Below are 22,419 nucleotides of genomic sequence, written 5' to 3' on the forward strand. Positions count from 1 at the left end.
GACAGATTGTCCCAGGGCCGCGCGCCGGAGCGCGCTTATTCAGGCGGAAGCGCGCGGTTGAAGCGGCTGGAGGGACGCAGCAGGATCCAGGTGAAGAGGCTGGAGGACGCGGTCGCGATCCAGAAAAGGAAAAACCCCAGCGTGTAGCCGAGTTCCCGTGTCATCGGCAGGCCGGGGAAGGTGAGGTCGCGCAGGACCAGCGGGTCGACGAAGGCGAAGAACACCATCGTCGACACGCCGGCCGCGAAGAAGCTGGGCCAGGCGATGGCCCCCACGCGCTGGGCCAGCGGACGTGGGGGGTGGTCAAAGCGTGGCTCGCTGAAGTCGGTCACTGTTGGTCCGTCGGTTCCCCGGAGTCGGCCCGATTATGCGACAGCGACCAGACATAGGCACCGACCAGGCGCGCGCGGGTCTCGCCGAGCAGCTCGCGGTGGGCCGGCATGGTGCCGTGGCGGCCTTCGGCGATGGTCTTGCGCAGGCTCTCGCGGCTGCTGCCGTACAGCCAGTAGTCGTCGGTCAGGTCGGGCGCGCCGAGGTCCTGGTTGCCCTTGCCGTCGATGCCATGGCAGGCCACGCAGACGCCCTCGTACAGCTTCTTGCCCTGGGCGGCCATGAAGTTGTTCTGCAGGCCGGCCTCCGGGTCGGACAGGGCGCGCACGTAGGCGATCACGTAGTCCACCGCCTCCGGGCCGCCCATGCCGGTCAGCACGGTGCCCCACTCCGGCATCACGCCCTCGCGGCCGTCCAGGATGGTCTCCAGGATGCGGTCCGGGCTGCCGCCCCAGTGCCAGATCTCGTCGGTCAGGTTCGGGTAGCCCACCGCGCCCTGGCCGGCCGAGCCGTGGCAGGTGGCGCAGGTGTTGCTGAAGATCGAGCGGCCCAGGGCCACCGCCTTCGGATCCTGCGCCAGCACGTCGATGGACTTGCCGGCGTACGGCTTGAAGGTCTGCTCCAGGCGCGCGTCCTGCACCGCCTTCTCCTCGGCGTGCTCCTGCTTGGAGCTCCAGCCGCTGTAGCCGGGGATGCTGCCCAGGCCGCCGTACCAGAAGAAGTAGCCGATGCCGAAGACGATGGTGATGTAGAACAGGTTGATCCACCACCGCGGAAGCGGCTTGTTGTACTCGGTGATGTCGCCGTCCCAGGTGTGCAGCGTGTCCTCGGGCTTCGGATCGCCCGGGCGCCGGCGCGACGTCCACCACAGCAACCAGACGTAGCCGACGATGTTCAGCGCGACCAGGGCGATGACGTACCACGTCCATCCCATGCTCATGCGCGGTTCTCCCCAATATTGCCCTGATGCGAGTCCTCTTCCAGCGGCAGCTGCGCCGCCTGCTCGAACTCGGTCCTGCGTGCCGGGCTCCAGGCCCAGATCCAGCCGCCGATGAACAGCACCAGCAGCACTGCGGTCACGATTCCGGAAATCACTGCTGGCCTCCCTTCGGCGCGTGCCGGCCCAGGCCCTGCAGGTAGGCGACCACCGCGTCGAGCTCGGTCTTGCCCTCGAGCTCGGCCGGGGCCTGCTCGATCTGCTCGTCGGTGTAGGGGTCGCCCAGGGCCTGCAGCGCGCGCATGCGCTTGGCCACGACTTCGCCGTCGACCTTGGCCTTGGCCAGCCACGGGAACGCCGGCATGTTGGATTCGGGCACCACGTCGCGCGGGTTGTTCAGGTGCACGCGGTGCCAGTCGTCGGAGTAGCGGCCGCCGACGCGGGCCAGGTCCGGGCCGGTGCGCTTGGAGCCCCACTGGAACGGGCGGTCGTAGACCGACTCGCCGGCCAGCGAGTAGTGGCCGTAGCGCTCGGACTCGAAGCGCAGGGTGCGCACCATCTGCGAGTGGCAGTTGTAGCAGCCTTCGCGGACGTAGACGTCGCGCCCGGCCAGCTCCAGCGCCGGGTAGGGCTCCACGCCCTCCAGCGGCTCGATCGCCTCGGCCTGGAACATCAGCGGGACGATCTCGGCCAGGCCGCCGAAGGACACGGCCACCGCGATCAGCACGGCCATCAGGCCGACGTTCTTCTCGACTTTCTCGTGCGCGTTGTGGTTTTCGCTCATGGTCCTAGTTCCTCCTCAGGCGCGCGCATCGGAGGCCGCCACGGGCAGCACCGGCTGCGGGGCGATCGCCGGGGCCGCACGCCAGGTGCGCCACGTGTTCCAGGCCATCACGCCCATGCCGGACAGCACCAGCAGGCCGCCGCCCAGGCGGATCAGGTAGTACGGGTAGGTGGCGTGCAGCGACTCGACGAAGCTGTAGGTCAGCGTGCCGTCCGGGTTGGTGGCGCGCCACATCAGGCCCTGCATGACGCCGGCGATCCACATCGAGGCGATGTAGAACACCACGCCGCCGGTGTGCAGCCAGAAGTGCAGGTCGATGGCCTTGGTCGAGAACATCTGCTCGCGGCCCAGCAGCTTCGGCAGCAGGGCGTAGATCGAGCCGATGGAGATCATCGCGACCCAGCCCAGGGCGCCGGCGTGCACGTGGCCGACGGTCCAGTCGGTGTAGTGCGACAGCGAGTTGACCGTCTTGATCGACATCATCGGCCCCTCGAAGGTGGCGATCATGTAGAACGAGACGGAGACGATCAGGAACTTCAGGATCGGGTCGGTGCGCAGCTTGTACCAGACGCCGGACAGGGTCAGGATGCCGTTGATCGCGCCGCCCCAGGACGGGGCCAGCAGGATCAGCGAGAACACCATGCCCAGCGACTGCGCCCAGTCGGGCAGCGCGGTGTACTGCAGGTGGTGCGGGCCGGCCCACATGTACACGGCGATCAGCGCCCAGAAGTGCACGATCGACAGCCGGTAGGAGTACACCGGGCGGCCGGCCTGCTTGGGCACGAAGTAGTACATCATTCCCAGGAAGCCGGCGGTCAGGAAGAAGCCGACCGCGTTGTGGCCGTACCACCACTGCACCATCGCGTCGACCGCGCCGCTGTACACCGGGTAGGAGTGCAGGGCGCCGGTGGGGATGGCGATGTTGTTGACGATGTGCAGTAGCGCCACGGCGATGATGAAGCTGGCGTAGAACCAGTTCGCCACGTAGATGTGCTTGACCCGGCGCTTGGCGATGGTGCCGATGAACAGCACCGCGTACGCCACCCAGACCACGGCGATCAGGATGTCGATCGGCCAGATCAGCTCGGCGTACTCCTTGCCCTGGGTCAGGCCCAGCGGCAGGGTCACGGCGGCCAGCACGATGACCAGCTGCCAGCCCCAGAACACGAAGGCCGCCAGGCCGTCCGAGAGCAGGCGCACGTGGCAGGTGCGCTGCACCACGTGCAGGCTGGTGGCCATCAGCGCGCTGCCGCCGAAGGCGAAGATGACCGCGTTGGTGTGCAGCGGGCGCAGGCGCCCGTAGCTCAGCCACGGCAGGTCGAAGTTGAGGGCGGGCCAGTACAGCTGGGCGGCGATTAGCACGCCCACGGCCATGCCCACGATGCCCCAGACCACGGTCATGACCGCGAACTGGCGCACTACCTTGTCGTTGTATGTCTCCTGAACGGTCGACACGTCCCAATCCTCCTGTGGATGGGGCGCATGATCGGCAGGGAAGGCAAGCGGGGCATTGATCAGGATCAAGGCGCCAAGCGCCGTTAACGGGTTATCCCTTGAAATAGGGGAACTGCATCCCGGTTCCGGGACCCGGAGGCGCCCGCCGGCCCCGCACTGTATCGTTTAGCCCTGAGACGTACCGAGCCGTTGCGGATGAGCATCTACGCACTGGAAGCCGTTTTCGCCCCCAAGTCGGTGGCCGTGGTCGGGGCCAGCCCCCGCCCCGGGTCGGTGGGCCGCACCGTGGTCCACAACCTGCGCCAGGCCGGATTCGCCGGGCAGGTGGGCCTGGTCAACCCCAAGTACCGGCGGATCGAGGGCGTGCCGGCGGTGGCCTCGCTGCGCGACCTGCCGTTCGCGCCCGAGCTGGTGGTGGTGACCACCCCGGCCGAAACCGTGCCCGGGGTGATCGCCCAGGCGGTGGCGGTGGGGGCGCGGGCGGCGATCGTGGTCACCGCCGGGCTTGGCCAGGGCCCGGGCTCGCTGCTGGAGCACCTGCGCAACGAGGCCCGCCCGCACGGCCTGCGCATCGTCGGCCCCAACTGCCTGGGGGTGATGGCCCCGCACGTGGGCCTCAACGCCAGCTTCGCCGCGCGCAGCCCGCTGCCGGGCGACCTGGCCCTGGTCTCGCAGTCCGGCGCCATCGCCGCAGGCCTGGTCGAGTGGGGCGCGGCGCGCTCGATCGGCTTCTCGGCCGTGGTTTCGCTGGGCGATGCCCTGGACGTGGACTTCGGCGACCTGCTGGACTGGTTCGCCCAGGACCCGAAGACCCGGGCCATCCTGCTGTACATCGAATCCATCCGCGACGCGCGCAAGTTCATGTCGGCCGCGCGCGCCGCGGCCCGCTCCAAGCCGGTGGTGGTGGTCAAGTCCGGGCGCCACGAGCAGGGCGCGCGCGCCGCCGCCACCCATACCGGCGCCCTGGCCGGCGCCGACGCGGTATACGACGCCGCCTTCCGCCGCGCCGGCCTGCTGCGCGTGCACGCGCTGGACGAGCTGTTCGCCGCGGCCGAGACCCTGGGCCACCTGCGCCAGGCCCCCGGCCGGCGCCTGGCCATCCTCACCAACGGCGGCGGGATCGGCGTGCTGGCGGTGGACCGCCTGGTCGACCTTGGCGGCACCCTGGCCAGCCTGGATCCGCAGACCGTGCAGGCCCTGGACAAGGTGCTGCCGCCGACCTGGTCGCATTCCAACCCGGTGGACATCGTCGGCGACGCCGACGCGGCCCGATACACCGCCGCGCTGGAGGCGCTGCTGGCCGACCCGGGCAACGACGCGGTGCTGGTGATGAACGTGCCCACCGCGCTGTCGTCCTCGCTCGAGGCGGCCGAGGCGGTGGCCTCGGTGCTGGCGCGGCGGCCGCGCCCCGGCCACGGCAAGCCGGTGCTGGGGGTATGGCTGGGCGGCGGCCAGGAGGCGTTGGCGCGGCTGGACGCGGCCGGGGTGCCCACCTACGCCACCGAGGCCGACGCGGTGCGCGGCTTCACCTACCTGGTGCGGCACCGGGAGGCGCAGCAGGCGCTGATGGAAACCCCGCCCAGCCTGCCGGAGGACTTCGTGGTCGACGCCGCCGCGGCGCAGGCGATCGTCGCCCGTGCCCTGGAGCAGGGCCGCGACTGGCTGGACCCGCTGGAGGTGGTGGACCTGCTGGGCGCCTACGGCATCCCGGTCACCCCGGCGTGGCGCGCCGCCGACGCCGAGGCCGCGGTCGCCGCCGCGCGGCCGCTGCTGGAGGCGGGCAAGCTGGTGGCGCTGAAGATCCTGTCGCCGGACATCGTGCACAAGTCCGACGTGGACGGCGTGCGCCTCAACCTGTCCAGCGAGGCCGCGGTGCGCGAGGCGGCGGCCTCGATCCTGGCACGCGCCCGTGAACTGCGGCCCAAGGCGCGGATCGAGGGCGTGACCGTGCACCCGATGGTGGCGCGGGCCAAGGCGCGTGAACTGATCGCCGGCATCGCCCACGACCCGACCTTCGGCCCGGTGATCGTGTTCGGCCGCGGCGGCACCGCGGTGGAAGTGATCGACGACAAGGCACTGGCCCTGCCGCCGCTGGACCTGCGCCTGGCCCACGACCTGATCTCGCGCACCCGCGTCAGCCGCATCCTCAAGGCCTACCGCGACGTGCCGGCGGCCGACGAGCGCGCGGTGGCCCTGGTGCTGGTCAAGCTGGCGCAGCTGGCGGCCGACGTGCCGCAGATCCGCGAGCTGGACATCAACCCGCTGCTGGCCGACCGCGAGGGCGTGGTCGCGGTCGATGCCCGGGTGGCGGTGGCGCCGCACCCGGGCCCGGCGCAGAAGGGCCCGTGGCATTCCAGCTTCGTGATCCGCCCGTATCCGAAGGAGTGGGAGCGCACGCTGGAGCTGTCGCAGGGCCGGCGCATGTTCGTGCGCCCGGTGCGGCCGGAGGACGAGCAGATGTTCCTGGAGTTCTTCTCCCGGGTCAGCGACGAGGACCTGCGCCTGCGTTTCTTCTCCGCGGTGCGCCACTTCAGCCACGAGTTCATCGCGCGCCTGACCCAGCTCGACTACGCCCGCTCCATCGCCCTGGTGGCGATCGACCCGGACAGCGGCGAGATGCTGGGCGCGGTGCGCCTGCTGGCCGACGCCAACTACGAGCGCGGCGAGTACGGGATCATGGTCCGTTCCGACCTCAAGGGCCTGGGCATTGGCTGGCAGCTGATGCGGATCATGATCGAGTGGGCCGGCAGCATCGGCCTGAAGGCGGTCGAGGGCCAGGTGCTGCGCGAGAACGTGACCATGCTGGCGATGTGCCAGCAGCTGGGCTTCAAGGTCGCGCCCGACCGCGAGGATCCCACCGTCATGGACGTGGTGCTGGACGTGGCCAGCGCCAACGCCGCCGCCTAGCCGCCTCGCGCCGCGTTCACGCCGGCCGCCTATCGTTCCGGCGAGGACGACGGAGGTGGGCCGTGATCGAGACGGACGTGCTGGTGGTTGGCGGCGGCCCTGCGGGGCTGACCGCGGCCATCTACCTGGGGCGCTTGCACCGCCGCTGCGTGGTGGTCGACGCCGGCGACAGCCGCGCACGCTGGATCCCCGAGAGCAACAACTGCCCCGGCTTCCCCCAGGGCATCGCCGGCACCGCGCTGCTGGCGCGGTTGCGCGCCCAGGCCGAATCGTTCGGCGCGGTGCTCGAACACGGCCTGGTGGCCTCGCTGCAGCGCGGCGCCGACGGCGTGTTCGTCGCCGAAGCACCGGACGGGCGCCGCTGGCACGCGGCGGCGGTGATCCTCGCCACCGGGCTGAGCGACCGCCTGCCGGACCTGCCGGACGTGGAGCAGGCCGTGGCCTGCGGCGCGCTGCGGCTGTGCCCGGTCTGCGATGCCTACGAGGCCAGCGACCAGGCCATCGGCATCTACGGTCCGTGGGAGACGATCATCGGCCACGTGCCGTTCCTGTGCGGCTACAGCGCACGCCTGAGCCTGCTGCCGACCGATGCGGTGCCGGCGTCGCCGCCCCCGGACCTGGGCGTGGAAGTGCTGCCGCCCGGCGGCCGCCTGGTGTTCGCCGACGGCCGCTGCGGCTACGTGGTCGACGGCCACTGCCACCGCTTCGACACGGTGTACCCGTTCCTCGGCTGCGACAGCAGCGCGCACCTGGCGCGGCAGGCCGGGGTGGAGCTGTCGGACAGCGGCGAGATCCCGGTCGACGCCCACCAGCTGACCTCGGTACCGGGCCTCTACGCGGCCGGCGACGTGGTCAGCGGGCTCAACCAGATCTCGGTGGCGGTGGGCCAGGCGGCGATCGCCGCGCTGGCCGTGCACGACCGGCTGCCGCCGCGGCCGCGGGAACTGCAGCAGGAACAGGCGGCGGCCGCGGGACCGGGGGCGGCCTGAGCCGGCGCGCCGGGAGGCGGCGGGCCGGCGAGGGATCAGGCCGCCGGCACCCGGACGTGGCCTTCCATCAGCACGCGCGCGCTGCGGCTCATCACCGCGCGGGTCACGGTCCACTGGCCGTCGACCCGGGCGACCGAGGCGCCCACGCGCAGGGTCCCGGAGGGATGGCCGAAGCGCACCACCTCGCGCGCGCCGCCGCCGGCGGCGCGGTTGACCAGGGTCCCGGGCACCGCGGCGGCGGTGGCGATCGCCACCGAGGCGGTGCCCATCATCGCGTGGTGCAGCTTGCCCATGGACATGGCGCGCACGTTGAGGTCGATGTCGGCGGCCGCGATCGGCTTGCCGCTGCTGGACACGTAGTCGCGCGGCGGTGCGACGAAGGCGACCTTGGGCGTGTGCTGGCGGGTGGCGGCCTCCTCCGGGGTGCGGATTAGGCCCATGCGCAGTGCGCCGGCCACGCGGATGGCCTCGAGCTTCGCCAGGATCGCCGGATCGCCGTTGATCGCCGGCTGCAGCTCGGTGCCGGTGAAGCCGATGGCTTCCGCGTCCACGAACACGGTGGGGATGCCGGCGGTGATCAGGGTCGCCTCCAGCGTGCCCACGCCGGGCACCTCGAGGGTGTCGACCAGGTTGCCGGTGGGAAACATGCTGCCGCCGTCCTCGCCTTCCTCGGCCGGATCGAGGAACTCGACGACCACCTCGGCCGCGGGGAAGGCCACGCCGTCCAGCTCGAAATCGCCGGTCTCCTGCACCTGGCCGTCGCGGATCGGCACGTGCACGACGATGGTCTTGCCGATGTTGGCCTGCCACACCCGCACTTCCACCGTGCCTTCCCGCGGGATGCGCGCCGGGTCGATGAAGCCGTTGGCGACCGCGAACGGACCGACCGCGGTGCTGAGGTTGCCGCAGTTGCCGCTCCAATCGACGAAGTCCTCCTCGATCGCGACCTGGCCGTAGAGGTAGTCCACGTCGTGGCCCGGGCGCGTGGCCGGGCCGATGATCACGCACTTGCTGGTGCTGGAGGTGGCGCCGCCCATGCCGTCGGTGTGCTTGCCGTAGGGATCGGGCGAACCGATCACCCGCTGCAGCAGGCGGTCGCGCGCCGGACCCGGCACCTGCGCCTCGGCGGGCAGGTCCTGCAGGCGGAAGAACACGCCCTTGGAGGTGCCACCGCGCATGTAGGTGGCGGGGATGCGGAGCTGGGGCTTGTGGCTCATGGATTCGCTTGCGCTGAGGGTAGGGGAGGGCGGGGCTCAGGCCCCGTCCGGGATCTCCGGTTCGACCAGTTTCGCCAGCATGTCCAGCGAGTCGCGCCAGCCCAGGTGGCACATGTCCTCCGGGATGGCCGCGGGAATGCCTTCCTGCACGATCCGCAGTTCGGTCCCTGCGATGCTGGGCTTCAGCGACACGGTCACGAGCATCTCCCCGTGCAGCCCGGGGTCGTCGAACGTGTCGGCATGCCGGATCAACGCGTCCTCGACCAGCTCGAGGTAGCGCACGGTGAACGACTCGCTGCTGCCGGTGGAGAAGTTGGTGAAGGCCATGCGGTAGCCCACGCCGGGCTTGAACTCGAGCATGCGCGCGGTGAAGCCGTACGGCGGCATCCAGCGCACCAGCGCGTCCGGATCGGTGAACGCGCGGAACACCCGGGCCGGTGGCGCGGCCAGGATGCGGTGCAGGTGGACGGTGCCGGTGGCGGTCGTGTCGGTCATGGTCGTGGCTCCTTCGCAGTGGGTCATGTCACTGCGACGAACCAGTCAGGCAGCCTTCGACGCCTCCAGGAAGTCCTGGGCGAAGCGCTGCAGCACGCCGCCGGCCTCGTAGATGCTCACCTCCTCGGCGGTGTCCAGGCGGCACGTCACCGGGACCTCCAGGGCCTGGCCGTTGCGGCGGTGGATGACCAGGGTCAGGTCCGCGCGCGGGGCGCGGGTGCCGACCACGTCGAAGGTCTCGGTGCCGTCGATGCCCAGGGTCAGGCGGGTGGTGCCCGGCTTGAACTCCAGCGGCAGCACGCCCATGCCGATCAGGTTGGTGCGGTGGATGCGCTCGAAGCCCTCGGCCACGATCGCCTCCACGCCGGCCAGGCGCACGCCCTTGGCGGCCCAGTCGCGCGAGCTGCCCTGGCCGTAGTCGGCGCCGGCGATGATCACCAGCGGCTGGCGGCGCTGCATGTAGGTCTCGATCACCTCCCACATGCGCATCACCTTGCCTTCCGGCTCCAGCCGCGCCAGCGAGCCCTGGCGCACGCTGCCGTCCTCGTTGCGCACCATCTCGTTGAGCAGCTTGGGATTGGCGAAGGTGGCGCGCTGCGCGGTGAGGTGGTCGCCGCGGTGGGTGGCGTAGGAATTGAAGTCCTCCTCCGGCACGCCCATCTTCGCCAGGTACTCGCCGGCGGCGCTGGTCGGCAGGATGGCGTTGGACGGGGACAGGTGGTCGGTGGTGATGTTGTCGCCCAGCACCGCCAGCGGGCGCATGCCGCGCAGGGTGCGCTCGCCGGCCAGCGCGCCTTCCCAGTACGGCGGGCGGCGGATGTAGGTGCTCATCGGGCGCCACTCGTACAGCGGCCTGACCGGCTCGCCGTGCTCCACGCGCACCTGGAACATCGGCGCGTAGACCTTGCGGAAGTGCTCCGGCTTGACGCTGGCGCGCACGATGGCGTCGATCTCCTCGTCCGCCGGCCAGATGTCCTTGAGCGTGACCGGCTTGCCGTCGGCGTCCAGGCCCAGCACGTCCTTCTCGATGTCGAAGCGGATGGTGCCGGCGATGGCGTAGGCGATCACCAGCGGCGGGCTGGCCAGGAATGCCTGCCGGGCATACGGGTGGATGCGGCCATCGAAGTTGCGGTTGCCCGACAGCACGGCCACCGAGTACAGGTCGCGCTCGACGATCTCCTGCTGGATCTTCGGGTCCAGCGCACCGCTCATGCCGTTGCAGGTGGTGCAGGCGAAGCCGACGATGCCGAAGCCCAGCTTCTCCAGCTCCGGCAGCAGTCCGGCTTCCTCCAGGTACAGCTGCACCGCCTTGGAGCCCGGGGCCAGCGAGGTCTTGACCCAGGGCTTGCGCAGCAGGCCGCGGGCGTTGGCGTTGCGCGCCAGCAGGCCGGCGGCGATCACGTTGCGCGGGTTGGAGGTGTTGGTGCAGCTGGTGATGGCGGCGATGATCACCGCGCCGTCCGGCAGCAGGCCGCGGGCCTCTTCCTCGCGCGCCGCCTGCAGCTTGGCCGGGTCGGCGATGCCGCGCTCGCCCAGCGCGCTGACCGGCAGGCGCCGGTGCGGGTTGGACGGGCCGGCCAGGTTGCGCACGACCGAGGACAGGTCGAATTCCAGCACGCGCTCGTACTGCGCCTGCGCCAGGTCGTCGGCCCACAGGCCGGCGGTCTTCGCATAGGTCTCCACCAGCTGCACCTGCTGCTCCTCGCGCCCGGTCAGGCGCAGGTAGTCCAGGGTCTGCTGGTCGATGTGGAACAGCGCGGCGGTAGCGCCGTACTCCGGGCACATGTTGGAGATGGTGGCGCGGTCGCCGATGGTCAGCGTGGCCGCGCCCTCGCCGAAGAACTCCAGGTAGTGGCCGACCACGCGCTGCGCGCGCAGGAACTCGGTCAGCGCCAGCACCACGTCGGTGGCGGTGATGCCCGGGCCCGGGCGGCCGGTCAGGCGCACGCCGGTGATTTCCGGCAGCCGCATCCACGAGGCGCGGCCGAGCATCACGTTTTCCGCCTCCAGGCCGCCGACGCCGATGGCGATCACGCCCAGCGCGTCCACGTGCGGGGTGTGCGAGTCGGTGCCCACGCAGGTGTCGGGGAAGGCGACGCCGTCGCGCACGTACACCACCGGCGACATCTTCTCCAGGTTGATCTGGTGCATGATGCCGTTGCCCGGCGGGATCACCTCCACGTTGCGGAACGCATGCCGGCACCACTCGATGAAGTGGAAGCGGTCGGCGTTGCGGCGCTCCTCGATCGCGCGGTTCTTCTCGAAGGCCTGCGGGTCGTGGCCGCCGCACTCCACCGCCAGCGAATGGTCGACGATCAGCTGCACCGGCACCACCGGGTTGACGCTGGACGGGTCGCCGCCCTTGTCGGCGATGGCGTCGCGCAGGCCGGCCAGGTCCACCAGCGCGGTCTGGCCGAGGATGTCGTGGCATACCACCCGCACCGGGAACCAGGGGAAGTCGAGGTCGCGGCGGCGCTCGACCAGCTGGCGCAGGTAGTCGTCCAGGTGGGCCGGGTCGGCGCAACGCACCAGGTTCTCGGCATGCACGCGCGAGGTATAGGGCAGGCTGGCCCAGGCGCCGGGCTGCAGGGCTTCGACCGCCTCGCGGGCGTCGTACCAGTGCAGGGGGGTTCCGGGGAGGGGCTTGCGGTGCTTGGTATTCATGGCGGGCAGGTCGCTGGTCGCGCCGGCCTGCCTGCCGCCGGTGCGGAGCGCACCGGCCTGCCGGGCGGGCCGGGCATGGATCGGAGGACCGATCTTACCCCTGCGTCGCGCCACGACCCGCCGCCGGAGGCCGGAAACAGCGGGTTTGCGGCCTGAATGCGGGTCTCGTATTGATGCCGGCGATCAACGGATCGCCGCGGCGCTTCAGCCGCTGCAGCCGCCGCAGCACACCGAAGGCACGATGTGGATGGCCTGCTGCGGCACCGGGACGCCGGCGGCGGCGAGGATCGCCCCGACCTCGGCGGTGCCGGCGCAGGTGGCCACGCGCAGGTGGCCGCTGGCCGGGTCCAGGTCCACGAGGGCGGCCGGGTCGCTTTCCAGCAGGGCCTGCTCGATGCGTGCCAGGTCGACCCGCGTCGGATCGATGCGGATGTCCAGTTCCATGCGGGAATCCCCTTGGGGCCGCGTCGCGGCCGGGAACGGGCCACCCGTGCCTCGGCGGCACGGGTGGCGCGGGACTTACTTGGTGACGACCAGCTTGCCCTTCATCATGGCCGAGTGGCCCGGGAAGCTGCAGAAGAAGCTGTAGTCGCCGCCGGCGGCCAGGGCCTTGCCGGGGAAGGTGATCTTGGTCTTCTGGCCGCCGCCCACCAGGTCGGTGTGCGCGATCACGCGGGCGTCGCCCTTGGGCACGTAGGCGTTGGCGGCGCCGGCCTTGATGCCGTCGCGGGCGATGCCGGCCATGTCGGCGGTCTTGCTGATGACCACGTTGTGGCCCATCGCGGTGACCGGCAGCTTGCCGGTGTGCGCCAGCTCGACGGTGATGGTCGGGCAGCTGGCCGAGACGGTGGCCTCCTTCAGGTCGAACTTCATGGCGTCGTCGCCCTTGAGCGAGATGGTGCAGTTGCCGGCGGCCTGGGCCATGCCGGCGGCGCCCATCAGGGCCAGGGCAGCGAGGATACGGGTGCGGTTCTTCATGGTGGTTACTCCGGTTTGACGGGGATGGATGGAAGCGTCAGTCCGCGGCCAGCGTGGCGCGGACCTGTTGCACGAATGCGGGATCGGGCGCGATGCCCGTGACTTCGGAGCGTGCGACCTCGCGGCCCTCGGCGTCGAGCAGCACCAGTACGCTGGTGTGGTTGATGCTGCCGTCGTCGCGGAAGCGGTAGCGTACGCCCAACACGCTGGCCAGGGCGCGGACCGCGTCCGGTTCCGGGCGCAGGTAGCGCCAGGCGGCGGGCGTGCGGTGGTCGGCGGCGACCGCGGCCAGGGCCTGCGGGGTGTCGCGCGCCGGGTCCAGGGTGATGACCGCCACGCCCAGGCGTTCGCCGTCGGCGCCCAGCTGCTTCTGCAGGGCCTTGGCGTTCTCCAGGATCAGCGGGCACATCAGGTGGCAGTTGGCGTAGAACATCGACACCAGCTGCGGCCGGCCGTGCAGGTCGGACCAGCGCAGCGGCTGGCCGTGCTGGTCGGTCAGGCCGGCATCGACCTGGTACAGCGAACTGCCGGGCAGCATGGTCGCCGCGGGCGCGTCCGGCCCGGCCAGCGCGGCCAGGGCGACCGGCAGCGGCCCGCACAGGGATAGCGCCAGGGCCAGGCCCAGGGCGGTACGCAGGGGTTTGAAGTGGTGGTTCATGGCTGGCTCCTCGCGCAGCGGAAGCCCAGGTTGCCGAGGGTGGCACCGGGCGTAAGGGCCGACAGCAGGACGAAGCGCTTGACCACGCCGTAGTCGGCCGGATCGTTGAAGGCCATGGCCGAGGCGCCGCAGTACTGCAGGGCGTCGCCGTCGTCGCGGCCGCGGCGGTCGCCGCCGCCCAGCAACGAGGTGGCGTCGCCGGTCCATTCCCAGTAGGCGCCGTGCAGGCCACGGACGCCGTACACGTTGGCCGGGGCGTCCGCCGCGGCATCGGGCGCGTGCGGGGTGCCGTCGTTGGCCTGGCGCAGGCGCCACTGGCGGTCGTGGCGGGCATCGGCGCGGGTGGCGTCGGCGGCCGCGGCGAATTCCCACTCGAGGAAGTCCGGCAGGCGCCCGCCAGCCTCGCGGCAGAACGCATCGGCGGCGTACCAGTTCACGTGCACCACCGGTGCGTCCGGGTCCAGCCTGGCGCCGGGGGCGTCGGCACTTTCCCAGTGGCCCAGGTAGCCGGGACTGGAGAACAGCGCGGGGATGCGGTCGCGCCGCCACTCGGGGCGGCGCGCCACGAATGCGGCGAACTGGGCGTTGCTGACCGGGCGCTCCATCAGCTGGAACGGCGCCACCGGCAGCACCGGCCGCTCCTCCTCGAAGCGCACCGCCGAACGGAACGCGCCGCCGGGAATGGACCGCCATGCGATCCCGCCGCCGGACGCCGCGTCGGTGGCGGCGGCCCCGGCCAGGGCCGGAGCCAGCGCCAGGACGGCGGCGAGGGTGGTGGACAGGGGCATGCTGCGGGACATGGCGGCGGCTGCGCTCAGTGCTGGTGGCCCTGGGGTTCGGCTTCCGGGTACTCGACGTCGTGCTGCTGGCCGGTGTAGATCTCCGGGCGCTTCTCGCCGTCGACCTTGAGGATGCCCAGCGTGCCCTTGTGGAAGGCGCGGAACAGGCTGTGGTCGACCAGCACGAAGTTGCCGGGCACGTCGGCCTTGAACTCGACGATGGCCGAGCCGCCGGCCGGGATCAGCGTGGTCTGCACGTTCTCCTGGTACTTGCTGCCGCCCTCGAAGTAGACCTTGTCGAAGATCTCGCCGATGACGTGGAAGCTGGAGGTCAGGTTGGGGCCGCCGTTGCCGACGTACATGCGGATCTTCTCGCCGGCGTTGGCCTGCAGCGCGTTGTCGCCGGTCAGCGCGCCGACCGAGCCGTTGAACACCACGTAGGTCGGATCCTCGGCGATGCCCTTCTCCAGGCTGAAGGCCTGCAGGCCTTTCTCGCCGTTGGCACCCTCGGTGTAGAAGTCGCCCTGCATGACGTAGAACTCCTTGTCCACCGGCTCCATGCCTTCCTCCGGTTCGACCAGGATCAGGCCGTACATGCCGTTGGCCACGTGCATCGCCACCGGGGCCATCGCGCAGTGGTAGACGTACAGGCCGGGGTTGAGCGCCTTGAACGTGAACTGCGTCTCGCGGCCGGGCAGGGTGAAGGTGGCCTCGGCGCCGCCGCCCTGGCCGGTCACCGCGTGCAGGTCGATGTTGTGGGAGAAGTGCGAGCTGTGGTGGTTCTTCAGCCGGAACTCCACCGTGTCGCCCTCGCGGACGCGGATGAAGCTGCCGGGGACCGAGCCGCCGAACGTCCAGAAGTTGTAGGTGACGCCGTCGTCCAGCTGCATCTCCTTCTCGACCATCTCCAGGTCGACCACGACCTTGGCCGGGGTCTTGCGCGAGATCGGGGCCGGGACCAGCGGCGGCGCGGTCAGCTGCGCCTGCACGACCGGCAGCGGGGCATCGGAAGCCTTGGCCTTGGCGGCGAAGGCGGGAGCGGAAGCCAGGGCGATTGCCGCCGAAAGCGCGCCGATGGCCAGGTGGTGACGGATCTTCATGTTTCGTCTCTTTCGTCTCGTTGGGCTGCGGGACGAACAGTGCGCGTACGCCACCGGACGGACCTTGATTTGCATCAATCCGCTACCCGCGGCGGGCACGACCTGCGCTCCACTTGACCCAGGTCAAGCCGGTGCATGGCGGCCGCCTGCGGGGGCTTGCGATTGACCACCATCAAGGCGCATGCGGCGGCCGGCGCGAAGACTGCCCGTACCCCGAGGCAACGCGCACGAGGCGCAGCCATGATCCGCAATCCCCTTGCCCATGCCCTGGTCGCCGCGCTTTGCGCCGCCGTCCCCGCCGCCGTGGCCGCGGACGGGCATGTCCATGCCGAACTGGCCACCACCGACCTGGATGGGGTGGTGGTGCTGGGCGTGGCCCCGGTGGCCGCGGCCACCTTCACCACCGATCCGAAGCTGCCGCGCCAGCCGGTCCCCGCCAGCGATGGCGCCGACTACCTGAAGACCATCCCCGGCTTCTCCACCCTGCGCAGTGGCGGCACCAACGGCGATCCGGTACTGCGCGGCATGTTCGGCTCGCGCATCGCCCTGCTCACCAACGACGGCGTGCTCAGCGGCGCCTGTCCCTCGCGCATGGACAACGCCATGTCCTACATCGCGCCGGAGACCTACGACCGCCTGACCGTCGTGAAGGGTCCTCAGACCGTGCTGTGGGGAGGCGGCGCCTCGGCCGGCACGGTGCGCTTCGAGCGCGAGATCCCGTACTTCGACCGCCCGGGCGTGCGTGCCCAAGGCAGCCTGCTGGCCGGCGGCAACGGCCGCAACGACCAGGTGCTGGATGCCAGTGCCGGCACCCCGCGCGGTTATGCGCGTGTCGCCGGCAACCGTTCGGAGGCCAGCGACTACCGCGCCGGTGACGGCCGCCGCGTGCCCTCGGCCTGGGACAAGTGGAACGCCGACGCGGCAATCGGCTGGACCCCGGATGCGGACACCGTGCTGGAGCTGTCGGCTGGCACCGGCGATGCCGAAGCCCGCTATGCCGGCCGCGGCATGGACGGCTCGCGGTTCCGCCGCGACAGCCTCGGCCTGCGCTTTGAAAGGAAGCACATGGGTGGCGTGCTCGATGCGGTGGTGGCCAGCCTCTACCGCAACGAGGTCGACCACGTGATGGACAACTACAGCCTGCGCGACCCGGATCCGGATTCGGCCATGCCCATGCCGATGGCCAGCAATGTCGGCGACACCAGCGAGGGCGGGCGCATTGCCCTGACCTTCCAGCACGGCCGCTGGGAGGTGACCGCCGGCGTGGACGGCAGGCAGGGCGAACACCGCCGGCGCAGCGGCATGGGCCGCGACGCCTGGCGCCAGGCGCCCTGGACCCATGACGCACGCACCCGCACCGTCGGCGCGTTCGCCGAATCGCACTGGCACATCGACGAGGTGCACCACCTGATGTCCGGCCTGCGCGTGGACCGCGCCCGTGCCGAGGACCGTCGCGCGCGCACCGGCAGCGGCATGGACGCCATGCCCAACCCGACCGCGGGCCAGCGCCGCGGGGAAACCCTCGCCGGCGGCTTCGTCCGCTACGAGCACGACATGGCCGGGCGCTTCGGCTGGTATGCCGGCTTCGGCCACGCCGAGCGCATGCCGGACTACTGGGAGCTGTTCTCGCCCACGATGGGGCCGCAGGGCGCGGTCAATGCCTTCATCGGTCTGCAGCCGGAGCGCACCACCCAGCTCGACGCCGGCCTGCAGTACCGCGCCGGCAAGGTGGAAGCCTGGGCCTCGGTCTACGCCGGGCGGATCGACGACTACATCGTGTTCGACTATCTCCCCGGCGGGATGATGGGAGGCAGCACGCGTGCACGGAACCTGGATGCGGACATCGCCGGCGGCGAACTGGGCGCGGACTGGAAGCCGCGGCCCGGGCTGAAGCTGGGCGGCGCCCTGGCCTATGCCTGGGGCCGGACCACGGAGGGCGCGCTGCCGCAGATGCCGCCGCTGGAGGCGCGCCTGACCGCCAGTGGCGAGCGCGGTCCCTGGTCCTGGGGCGCGCTGCTGCGCGTGGCCGCGGCCCAGCACCGCAGCAATACCGGGCAGGGCAACGTGGTCGGCCGCGACCTGGGCCCGAGCCCGGGCTTCGCGGTGTTCTCGCTCAACGGCGGCTACCGCTTCGGGCAGCGCGTGCAGCTGGCCGCGGGCATCGACAACCTGTTCGACCGCGATTACCGCGAGCACCTCAATGCCGCCGGCAACAGTGGTTTCGGCTACCCCTCCGAGCCGGAGCGCATCGCCGAGCCGGGGCGCACGGCCTGGATCAAGCTCAACTTCAGCTACTGAGCCGGATGTTGCCGGTGGCGGCGCTGTCGGGGACCGCCGCCGGATATCCGCACCTCATCGGTAGGCTTCCGTATGCAGCCGGAAGTGGCGCGCGCGTCGCAGGCAACGCAGCAGGCAGAGCGCGGTTGCCGCATGCGCCGCAGACAGGGCCAGGCCGGCGGCAAGCGTCGCCAGCGGTCCGAGGAACGCGGCCGGCAGCAGCAGCGCTGCGACCAGGTGCAGGGCCAGGACGCGGCGCTTGTCTTCCTCCGGCTGCAGGCGGCCCACCGCGGGAATGCGCATGCCGCGCGGGCAGCGGCCGCGCAGGTCCACCCAGGCGATGAATGCAACGATCTCCAGCAGCATGCCGGTGACCAGCAGCGGCGCACCGACGCCCAGGCCCAGCACACCCGCAAGCATGGCCCACGCCGGTGCTTCCAGGCCTGGAGCGCCGGCTGCACCCGCGCAGGCCGCCGCGGCCGCCAGGCACAGTGCGATGCAGCCGGCGCACCAGAAGCGCACCAGCGCCGGATTGCGCCGGTGCGGCGCATGCCATTGCAGCCGCAGCACCGCCGCGGCAAGGACGCCGGCCTGCAGGGCGAGGGCCAGCGTGACCACGGTCGCCGGCATGCCAAGCAATCGCGCCACTGCCGCGGCCAGCGGCAGGACCACCGCCGCCAGGGTCCAGGCGCGCTGCGCGCGTGGCGCCACCTGCGCGGTGCCCTGGAACATGGGCACGGTCACCCCGCCGACTGCCGCCAGCAAGCCAAGCAGCCAGCCGCCGCCACCGAGCATGGCGTGGGCGTCCACCACCTGGTCCAGGGGCAGCATGAGGTAGCCGCGCAGCACTGCGGTCGCCACCACGCCCAGCAACGCCGTCGCCGCCAGTGCCAGCAGCGCCGCGCCGATGCCCGCGCGCAGCAGCCGCTGCGTGCCCTGGCGCAGCAGCGCCGGCAGCGGCGGGGCGAGCACGGGCAACAACGATGCCGCCAGCAGGGTCGCCGCCGCGGGCAGCACGGCAGGCCAGCGGTACAACGCCAGCACGAACAGGACCAGGCCCAGGTTCAGCGCCGCATGCGCCAGCGGCAGCAGGCGCCCGGCGCGCACCGGCGTGCCGGCGGCCACCGGCAGGAACTGCAGCAGGCTGCCGAGCATGGCGTTGCCAAGCACGCCCAGGGTGAACACATGTACCATGGCCACCACCGGCGGCGACCAGCGTCCGCCGTCCAGGAGGTGCGGGTCGGCGACCAGCAGTGCGCCGGCAACCACGCCCCACGCAGGCGCGCACAGCAGGAAGCGCAGCGGCCGCACCGCCGGCGGCGCGCTGGCGAAGGCCAGGCCGCTCATGCCCGTGCCGTTGCCGCGCCCGCAGCGGGCGCAGCGATGGAGCCGGCCCGGCTGCGCGGCCGCCGCCAGATCGCGATGCGGCAACCGCCTTCGGGCAGATCTCGCAGCCGCCATGCCCAGCCTTGCGCTTCCAGCATGGGTAGCAGGGGTACCGGACGGAACGGCGTCAGCGCCACCAGGACCGCGCGTACGGGCAGGACCTCCAGCGCATCGAGGATGCGCTGCATTGGTTCGGGTGGCGGCAGGTGGCGCAGGTCGAGCAGATGGGACATGGCGATCGGCGGGCGGGTGCAGGCCGCTGCACGTTCGCAGCGCGGCTGCCGCGGCGCATTGACGTACGTCAGCCGCGTGCGCGGATCACTCCGCCGCCGCGGCGTCTTGACCCTGCTCATGGCTCGCTGGCGCTGGCGGGCCTAGCGTGCGCGCAACCCCACACTCCGGCTCCCCCATGACTGCCCAATACCGTCCGCGCCACGTCGCACCCCTGGTTGCCCTGGCCATGCTTCCCCTGCCCGCGTTGGCCGCGCAGGACGCAGGCCCCGGCACCTGGCTCGACCTGCGCTACCGCCATGAACGCGTCGACCAGTCCGGCTTCGGCGAGGATGCGGTCGCCAACACCTTGCGCCTGCGCGTGGGCGCACGCAGCGCGCCGTGGCATGGCTGGTCGGCGCTGGCCGAGGCCGACGCGGTGCTGGGCCAGGACGATGGTCGCTACAACGACACCCGCAATGGCCGCCGCGCCTATCCCGTGGTCGCCGATCCGGCCGGCGCGGAGATCAACCAGGCCCTGCTGCGCCACGCCGGCACCCGCACCGTCGCGACCCTGGGCCGGCAGCGGATCAACCTGGACAACCAGCGCTTCGTCGGCGGCAGCGCGTGGCGGCAGAACGAACAGACCTACGACGGCGTGCACCTGCAGCTGGCCGCCACGCCGCGCCTGGCGCTGGATTACGCCTGGATCGGCGGGGTCAGCACCATCTTCGGGCCGGCCGACAGCAGCGCCTCCACCGGTGCCAACCCCTCCGACAGCAGCGGCGACAGCCATCTGCTGCGCGCCGCGCTGCAGCTTGCGCCGCCGCTGCGCCTGGTCGCCTACCACTACCGGGTGGAACTGGAGGACATGGCGGTCACCGCGGCCGCGCCGCTGGGCACCCTGGACAGCCGCACCAGCGGCCTGCGCCTGGAGGGAAGCCGGGGCCGATGGAGCTATGCGGGCGAATACGCGCGCCAGCGGGACCTTGCGGGCAACCCGTGGCGGCTCGACAGCCGCTACGTACTGGCCGAGCTGGGCTACGCCCTGGCCGGCGGCAGCGTGCTGAAGGCCGGGTACGAGTCGCTGGGCGGCGGCGAGGGCGAGGGCAACCGGGCCTTCCAGACCCCGCTGGCGACCCGGCATGCCTTCCAGGGCTGGGCCGACGTGTTCCTGACCACGCCGGCGCAGGGCGTGGACGACCGCTACGCGGGCGCCACCGTGCCGCTGGCCGGCGGCAGCCTGCAGGCCTGGTACCACGACTTCGCCGCCGAGCGCGGCGGCGGCAGCTATGGACGGGAGCTGGATGTCTCCTACGCGCACGCGGTACCGGGCGTGCAGGGCCTGACCGGCCTGCTGAAGCTGGCCCGCTACCGCAGCGACGACCCGGCTTACAGCGCCGACACCGGCAAGCTCTGGCTGCAGCTGCAGTACAGCTACTGAGCGGGACTGGCTAGCCGGCGGCAGGATCCGCCGGCGGCACCGCTTCCAGGGACAGCGCCACGCCCGCCGCATCGCAGGATTCCTGCAGCAGCGGGCTGGCCGCCAGGCACGGATCGGGAAGCTCGGGGCACTCGTGTTCCATGGTTCCTCCGCTCAGCCGCCGAGCAGGTAGAGCGCGCCTAATGGATGGTGGGCGCGGGCGATGCAGTAGGCCTGCAGGAAGCACAGCGCCGCGGCGGCCAGCAGTCCCCCGCGCGCCCCGGGCCCGCGGCGCGGACGGAAGGCGAGGATGCCCAGCACCACGTAGCTGGCGACGAAGCCCAGCTTCACCAGCAGCCAGCCGTTGGCGTACAGCTCGCGCGGCAGGATGGTCAGCAGCATCAGCGCCGCGGTCAGCAGCACGGTGTCGATCGTGTAGCTGAGGTAGCGCGGCAACGCGTGCCGGGGCCATTGCAGGCCTGCCAGCAGCGATAGCCCGCGCAGGGCGAAGAAGCTGCCGCTGAGCATCACGGCGCTGACGTGGACGACCTTGATCTGCGGATAGAACTCGATCATGGGAGTGGCTCAGCCGGGACGACCGTCGCGGCGCGGGGTGAGGTAGACATGGCCGATGCGCGCCACCCACGGCGACAGCGCCAGCAGCCAGCCGACCGCGGCCAGTGCCTGCCACAGCCCCGGATCGGGCAGCACGTCGGCCAGGATGCGCAGGGTGGCCACGACCTGGATCGCCACGAACGCGAACCAGGCGATGCCGTACATCCGCAGCGGACGCCCGGAATGGCCCTGGGTCACGCGGGTGACCATCGCCACCAGCAGGCTGCCGAAGAAGCCGATGAACAGCGCGTGCATCGGCGCACGTCCCAGGATGAATTCGCCGGTGAGCCCATAGGCCAGGCTCTGCGCCACGTACAGGCCGAAGGTCACCGGCAGCCATGCGGTGCCGATGAACAGCACCGCCAGCAGGCCCGGCATGCGCGCGCGCGGCCACCAGCGCCACACGGCCAGTGCGGTGAGCGCCAGCAGCGGCGCATCGGTGGTCCACAGCCAGGCGTAGCCGTGCACCAGCTCCAGGGCCAGATGGGCCAGCGCCAGCACCCACACCGCCAGCAGCCACCACAGCGGCCGCCAGGCGCGGTAGCCGGGCACGGCATTGCCGGCGAAGAACGGGAACATGCGATGGGCGACGGTGACGTAAAGCGGCAGCAGCAGGCCGAAGCTCCCCAGCTTGATGCTGGCGAAGGCCCATTGCGCCGATGCACCCAGCACGAAGGCCAGGAACATGGCCAGGCCCAGCCAGCCCAGCAGCAACGCGGCGAAGCAGGAGCGGGCGTGCCAGGTGCGGCCGCGCTCGTCGACCAGCAGGCGGCCCAGCAGGAACAGCGCGGTACTCCAGCCCGCCAGTGCCATCCACAGGCCCACGGTCAGGCCTGCTTCCCAGCCGGCGGCCCCGAGCAGGATCGCCAGCTGCCCGCCCATCAGGCCGGCGCCCACCGGCAGGTAGTGGTGGCGCTGCAGTTCCGGCAGTCCCATCCAGCGCGGGAACACGGTCAGCAGGAAGCCGAACACGAAGCTGGGCAGCACCAGGTACTGCATCAGGAAGGCGTGCAGCCATCCGGCGGGAACCGGCAACTCCGGCATGGTCCACGCGCCCCAGCGCGCGGACACCAGCCACAGCGCCCACCACAGCATCGCCAGCAGCACATTGGCCGCGCCGATGAAGAACATCAGCCGGTGCGGGGCATGCGCGAGCCAGGCAGGCGAGGGCCGCGCATGGCCGCGGCGGGGCAGGGGAACGGTCTCGATGTGCAT

At 71.5% G+C, this 22,419-nt stretch carries 22 protein-coding genes; 4 read left to right on the top strand and 18 right to left on the bottom strand.

The features are described 5' to 3' along the window. Nucleotides 1-35 precede the first annotated feature (35 nt). From EIM47_RS00900 to ccoN, 5 genes are read right to left on the bottom strand one after another with little or no spacing between them, the layout of a single operon-like run. Nucleotides 36-332 (bottom strand): hypothetical protein, encoded by a 297-nt coding sequence (locus EIM47_RS00900; protein ID WP_019398239.1) that lies wholly within the window; start codon nt 330-332, stop codon nt 36-38. Next, nucleotides 329-1,270 (bottom strand): cytochrome-c oxidase, cbb3-type subunit III, encoded by a 942-nt coding sequence (gene ccoP, locus EIM47_RS00905; protein ID WP_019398240.1) that lies wholly within the window; start codon nt 1,268-1,270, stop codon nt 329-331. Before ccoP ends, EIM47_RS00900 begins: the two co-directional genes overlap by 4 nt. Then, the gene (locus EIM47_RS00910) at nt 1,267-1,425 is read right to left on the bottom strand and encodes a cbb3-type cytochrome c oxidase subunit 3 (protein WP_125075816.1); all 159 of its coding nucleotides are present in this window, start codon (nt 1,423-1,425) and stop codon (nt 1,267-1,269) included. The genes ccoP and EIM47_RS00910 overlap by 4 nt, the downstream gene beginning before the upstream one ends. Continuing rightward, nucleotides 1,422-2,051 (bottom strand): cytochrome-c oxidase, cbb3-type subunit II, encoded by a 630-nt coding sequence (gene ccoO, locus EIM47_RS00915; protein WP_125075817.1) that lies wholly within the window; start codon nt 2,049-2,051, stop codon nt 1,422-1,424. Before ccoO ends, EIM47_RS00910 begins: the two co-directional genes overlap by 4 nt. A 15-nt stretch (nt 2,052-2,066) precedes the next feature. Beyond that, nucleotides 2,067-3,506, bottom strand: a complete 1,440-nt coding sequence (gene ccoN, locus EIM47_RS00920) for a cytochrome-c oxidase, cbb3-type subunit I (protein ID WP_026010448.1) — start codon at nt 3,504-3,506, stop codon at nt 2,067-2,069. Nucleotides 3,507-3,701: 195 nt separating this feature from the next. On the opposite strand from ccoN, the gene EIM47_RS00925 reads away from it, so the two are divergent. Together EIM47_RS00925 and EIM47_RS00930 are read left to right on the top strand one after the other, a co-directional pair. Beyond that, nucleotides 3,702-6,413, top strand: a complete 2,712-nt coding sequence (locus EIM47_RS00925) for a bifunctional acetate--CoA ligase family protein/GNAT family N-acetyltransferase (protein ID WP_019398244.1) — start codon at nt 3,702-3,704, stop codon at nt 6,411-6,413. Nucleotides 6,414-6,475: 62 nt separating this feature from the next. Next, the gene (locus EIM47_RS00930; protein WP_125075818.1) at nt 6,476-7,402 is read left to right on the top strand and encodes an NAD(P)/FAD-dependent oxidoreductase; all 927 of its coding nucleotides are present in this window, start codon (nt 6,476-6,478) and stop codon (nt 7,400-7,402) included. A gap of 35 nt (nt 7,403-7,437) precedes the next feature. Here EIM47_RS00930 and prpF read toward each other — a convergent pair whose 3' ends face one another. The 8 genes from prpF to nirK all read right to left on the bottom strand — a co-directional run bounded on the left by prpF (nt 7,438) and on the right by nirK (nt 15,293). Next, on the bottom strand, nt 7,438-8,619 hold the full coding sequence (prpF, locus tag EIM47_RS00935) for a 2-methylaconitate cis-trans isomerase PrpF (protein ID WP_125075819.1): 1,182 nt from the start codon (nt 8,617-8,619) through the stop codon (nt 7,438-7,440). Between the two features lie 36 nt (nt 8,620-8,655). Beyond that, the gene (locus EIM47_RS00940; RefSeq protein WP_125075820.1) at nt 8,656-9,114 is read right to left on the bottom strand and encodes an SRPBCC family protein; all 459 of its coding nucleotides are present in this window, start codon (nt 9,112-9,114) and stop codon (nt 8,656-8,658) included. A gap of 45 nt (nt 9,115-9,159) precedes the next feature. Further along, on the bottom strand, nt 9,160-11,778 hold the full coding sequence (acnD, locus tag EIM47_RS00945; protein ID WP_125075821.1) for a Fe/S-dependent 2-methylisocitrate dehydratase AcnD: 2,619 nt from the start codon (nt 11,776-11,778) through the stop codon (nt 9,160-9,162). A gap of 204 nt (nt 11,779-11,982) precedes the next feature. After that, nucleotides 11,983-12,222 (bottom strand): hypothetical protein, encoded by a 240-nt coding sequence (locus EIM47_RS00950; RefSeq protein ID WP_019398249.1) that lies wholly within the window; start codon nt 12,220-12,222, stop codon nt 11,983-11,985. Between the two features lie 75 nt (nt 12,223-12,297). Next, complete coding sequence (gene azu / locus EIM47_RS00955) at nt 12,298-12,756, bottom strand: azurin (protein ID WP_019398250.1); 459 nt, start codon at nt 12,754-12,756, stop codon at nt 12,298-12,300. 37 nt (nt 12,757-12,793) lie between these two features. Next, a complete protein-coding gene (locus EIM47_RS00960; protein ID WP_125075822.1) occupies nt 12,794-13,414 on the bottom strand; it encodes an SCO family protein in 621 nt (206 codons plus the stop codon). Next, on the bottom strand, nt 13,411-14,202 hold the full coding sequence (locus EIM47_RS00965; RefSeq protein ID WP_240626120.1) for an SUMF1/EgtB/PvdO family nonheme iron enzyme: 792 nt from the start codon (nt 14,200-14,202) through the stop codon (nt 13,411-13,413). The genes EIM47_RS00960 and EIM47_RS00965 overlap by 4 nt, the downstream gene beginning before the upstream one ends. Before the next feature lie 26 nt (nt 14,203-14,228). After that, nucleotides 14,229-15,293 carry a copper-containing nitrite reductase gene (gene nirK / locus EIM47_RS00970; RefSeq protein WP_019398253.1) on the bottom strand — a complete coding sequence of 355 codons (1,065 nt, stop codon included), beginning with the start codon at nt 15,291-15,293 and terminating at the stop codon, nt 14,229-14,231. Between the two features lie 240 nt (nt 15,294-15,533). On the opposite strand from nirK, the gene EIM47_RS00975 reads away from it, so the two are divergent. Continuing rightward, nucleotides 15,534-17,591, top strand: a complete 2,058-nt coding sequence (locus EIM47_RS00975) for a TonB-dependent copper receptor (protein WP_125075824.1) — start codon at nt 15,534-15,536, stop codon at nt 17,589-17,591. 54 nt (nt 17,592-17,645) lie between these two features. Here EIM47_RS00975 and EIM47_RS00980 read toward each other — a convergent pair whose 3' ends face one another. Further along, nucleotides 17,646-18,917: a hypothetical protein gene (locus EIM47_RS00980; protein ID WP_125075825.1), complete on the bottom strand. Its 1,272-nt coding sequence runs from the start codon at nt 18,915-18,917 to the stop codon at nt 17,646-17,648. Further along, nucleotides 18,914-19,309 carry a DUF2249 domain-containing protein gene (locus EIM47_RS00985; protein ID WP_240626122.1) on the bottom strand — a complete coding sequence of 132 codons (396 nt, stop codon included), beginning with the start codon at nt 19,307-19,309 and terminating at the stop codon, nt 18,914-18,916. The genes EIM47_RS00980 and EIM47_RS00985 overlap by 4 nt, the downstream gene beginning before the upstream one ends. Before the next feature lie 56 nt (nt 19,310-19,365). Between EIM47_RS00985 and EIM47_RS00990 the strand changes: the two genes are divergently transcribed. Continuing rightward, nucleotides 19,366-20,610: an alginate export family protein gene (locus EIM47_RS00990; RefSeq protein ID WP_164514520.1), complete on the top strand. Its 1,245-nt coding sequence runs from the start codon at nt 19,366-19,368 to the stop codon at nt 20,608-20,610. Between the two features lie 10 nt (nt 20,611-20,620). Here the strand turns inward: EIM47_RS00990 and EIM47_RS16065 are convergent, their stop codons facing one another. From EIM47_RS16065 to EIM47_RS01000, 3 genes are read right to left on the bottom strand one after another with little or no spacing between them, the layout of a single operon-like run. Further along, on the bottom strand, nt 20,621-20,752 hold the full coding sequence (locus tag EIM47_RS16065; protein WP_276312170.1) for a hypothetical protein: 132 nt from the start codon (nt 20,750-20,752) through the stop codon (nt 20,621-20,623). Between the two features lie 11 nt (nt 20,753-20,763). Continuing rightward, nucleotides 20,764-21,165, bottom strand: a complete 402-nt coding sequence (locus EIM47_RS00995; RefSeq protein ID WP_125075826.1) for a SirB2 family protein — start codon at nt 21,163-21,165, stop codon at nt 20,764-20,766. 9 nt (nt 21,166-21,174) lie between these two features. Continuing rightward, nucleotides 21,175-22,419: an NnrS family protein gene (locus EIM47_RS01000; protein WP_019398259.1), complete on the bottom strand. Its 1,245-nt coding sequence runs from the start codon at nt 22,417-22,419 to the stop codon at nt 21,175-21,177.

Origin of the sequence: Pseudoxanthomonas sp. SGT-18 (genome assembly GCF_003931645.1) — a bacterium.
Taxonomy (GTDB): Bacteria; Pseudomonadota; Gammaproteobacteria; order Xanthomonadales; family Xanthomonadaceae; genus Pseudoxanthomonas.

Coding starts and splice junctions, on each gene's coding strand:
- EIM47_RS16065 (WP_276312170.1), bottom strand. CDS start 20,752: ATGGAACACGAGTGCCCCGAGCTTCCCGATCCGTGCCTGGCGGCCAGC.
- EIM47_RS00975 (WP_125075824.1), top strand. CDS start 15,534: ATGATCCGCAATCCCCTTGCCCATGCCCTGGTCGCCGCGCTTTGCGCC.
- acnD (WP_125075821.1), bottom strand. CDS start 11,778: ATGAATACCAAGCACCGCAAGCCCCTCCCCGGAACCCCCCTGCACTGG.
- nirK (WP_019398253.1), bottom strand. CDS start 15,293: ATGAAGATCCGTCACCACCTGGCCATCGGCGCGCTTTCGGCGGCAATC.
- EIM47_RS00980 (WP_125075825.1), bottom strand. CDS start 18,917: ATGAGCGGCCTGGCCTTCGCCAGCGCGCCGCCGGCGGTGCGGCCGCTG.
- ccoO (WP_125075817.1), bottom strand. CDS start 2,051: ATGAGCGAAAACCACAACGCGCACGAGAAAGTCGAGAAGAACGTCGGC.
- EIM47_RS00960 (WP_125075822.1), bottom strand. CDS start 13,414: ATGAACCACCACTTCAAACCCCTGCGTACCGCCCTGGGCCTGGCCCTG.
- ccoP (WP_019398240.1), bottom strand. CDS start 1,270: ATGAGCATGGGATGGACGTGGTACGTCATCGCCCTGGTCGCGCTGAAC.
- EIM47_RS00985 (WP_240626122.1), bottom strand. CDS start 19,309: ATGAGCAGGGTCAAGACGCCGCGGCGGCGGAGTGATCCGCGCACGCGG.
- EIM47_RS00950 (WP_019398249.1), bottom strand. CDS start 12,222: ATGGAACTGGACATCCGCATCGATCCGACGCGGGTCGACCTGGCACGC.
- EIM47_RS00995 (WP_125075826.1), bottom strand. CDS start 21,165: ATGATCGAGTTCTATCCGCAGATCAAGGTCGTCCACGTCAGCGCCGTG.
- prpF (WP_125075819.1), bottom strand. CDS start 8,619: ATGAGCCACAAGCCCCAGCTCCGCATCCCCGCCACCTACATGCGCGGT.
- EIM47_RS00965 (WP_240626120.1), bottom strand. CDS start 14,202: ATGCCCCTGTCCACCACCCTCGCCGCCGTCCTGGCGCTGGCTCCGGCC.
- EIM47_RS00990 (WP_164514520.1), top strand. CDS start 19,366: ATGACTGCCCAATACCGTCCGCGCCACGTCGCACCCCTGGTTGCCCTG.
- EIM47_RS00940 (WP_125075820.1), bottom strand. CDS start 9,114: ATGACCGACACGACCGCCACCGGCACCGTCCACCTGCACCGCATCCTG.
- azu (WP_019398250.1), bottom strand. CDS start 12,756: ATGAAGAACCGCACCCGTATCCTCGCTGCCCTGGCCCTGATGGGCGCC.
- EIM47_RS01000 (WP_019398259.1), bottom strand. CDS start 22,419: ATGCACATCGAGACCGTTCCCCTGCCCCGCCGCGGCCATGCGCGGCCC.
- EIM47_RS00925 (WP_019398244.1), top strand. CDS start 3,702: ATGAGCATCTACGCACTGGAAGCCGTTTTCGCCCCCAAGTCGGTGGCC.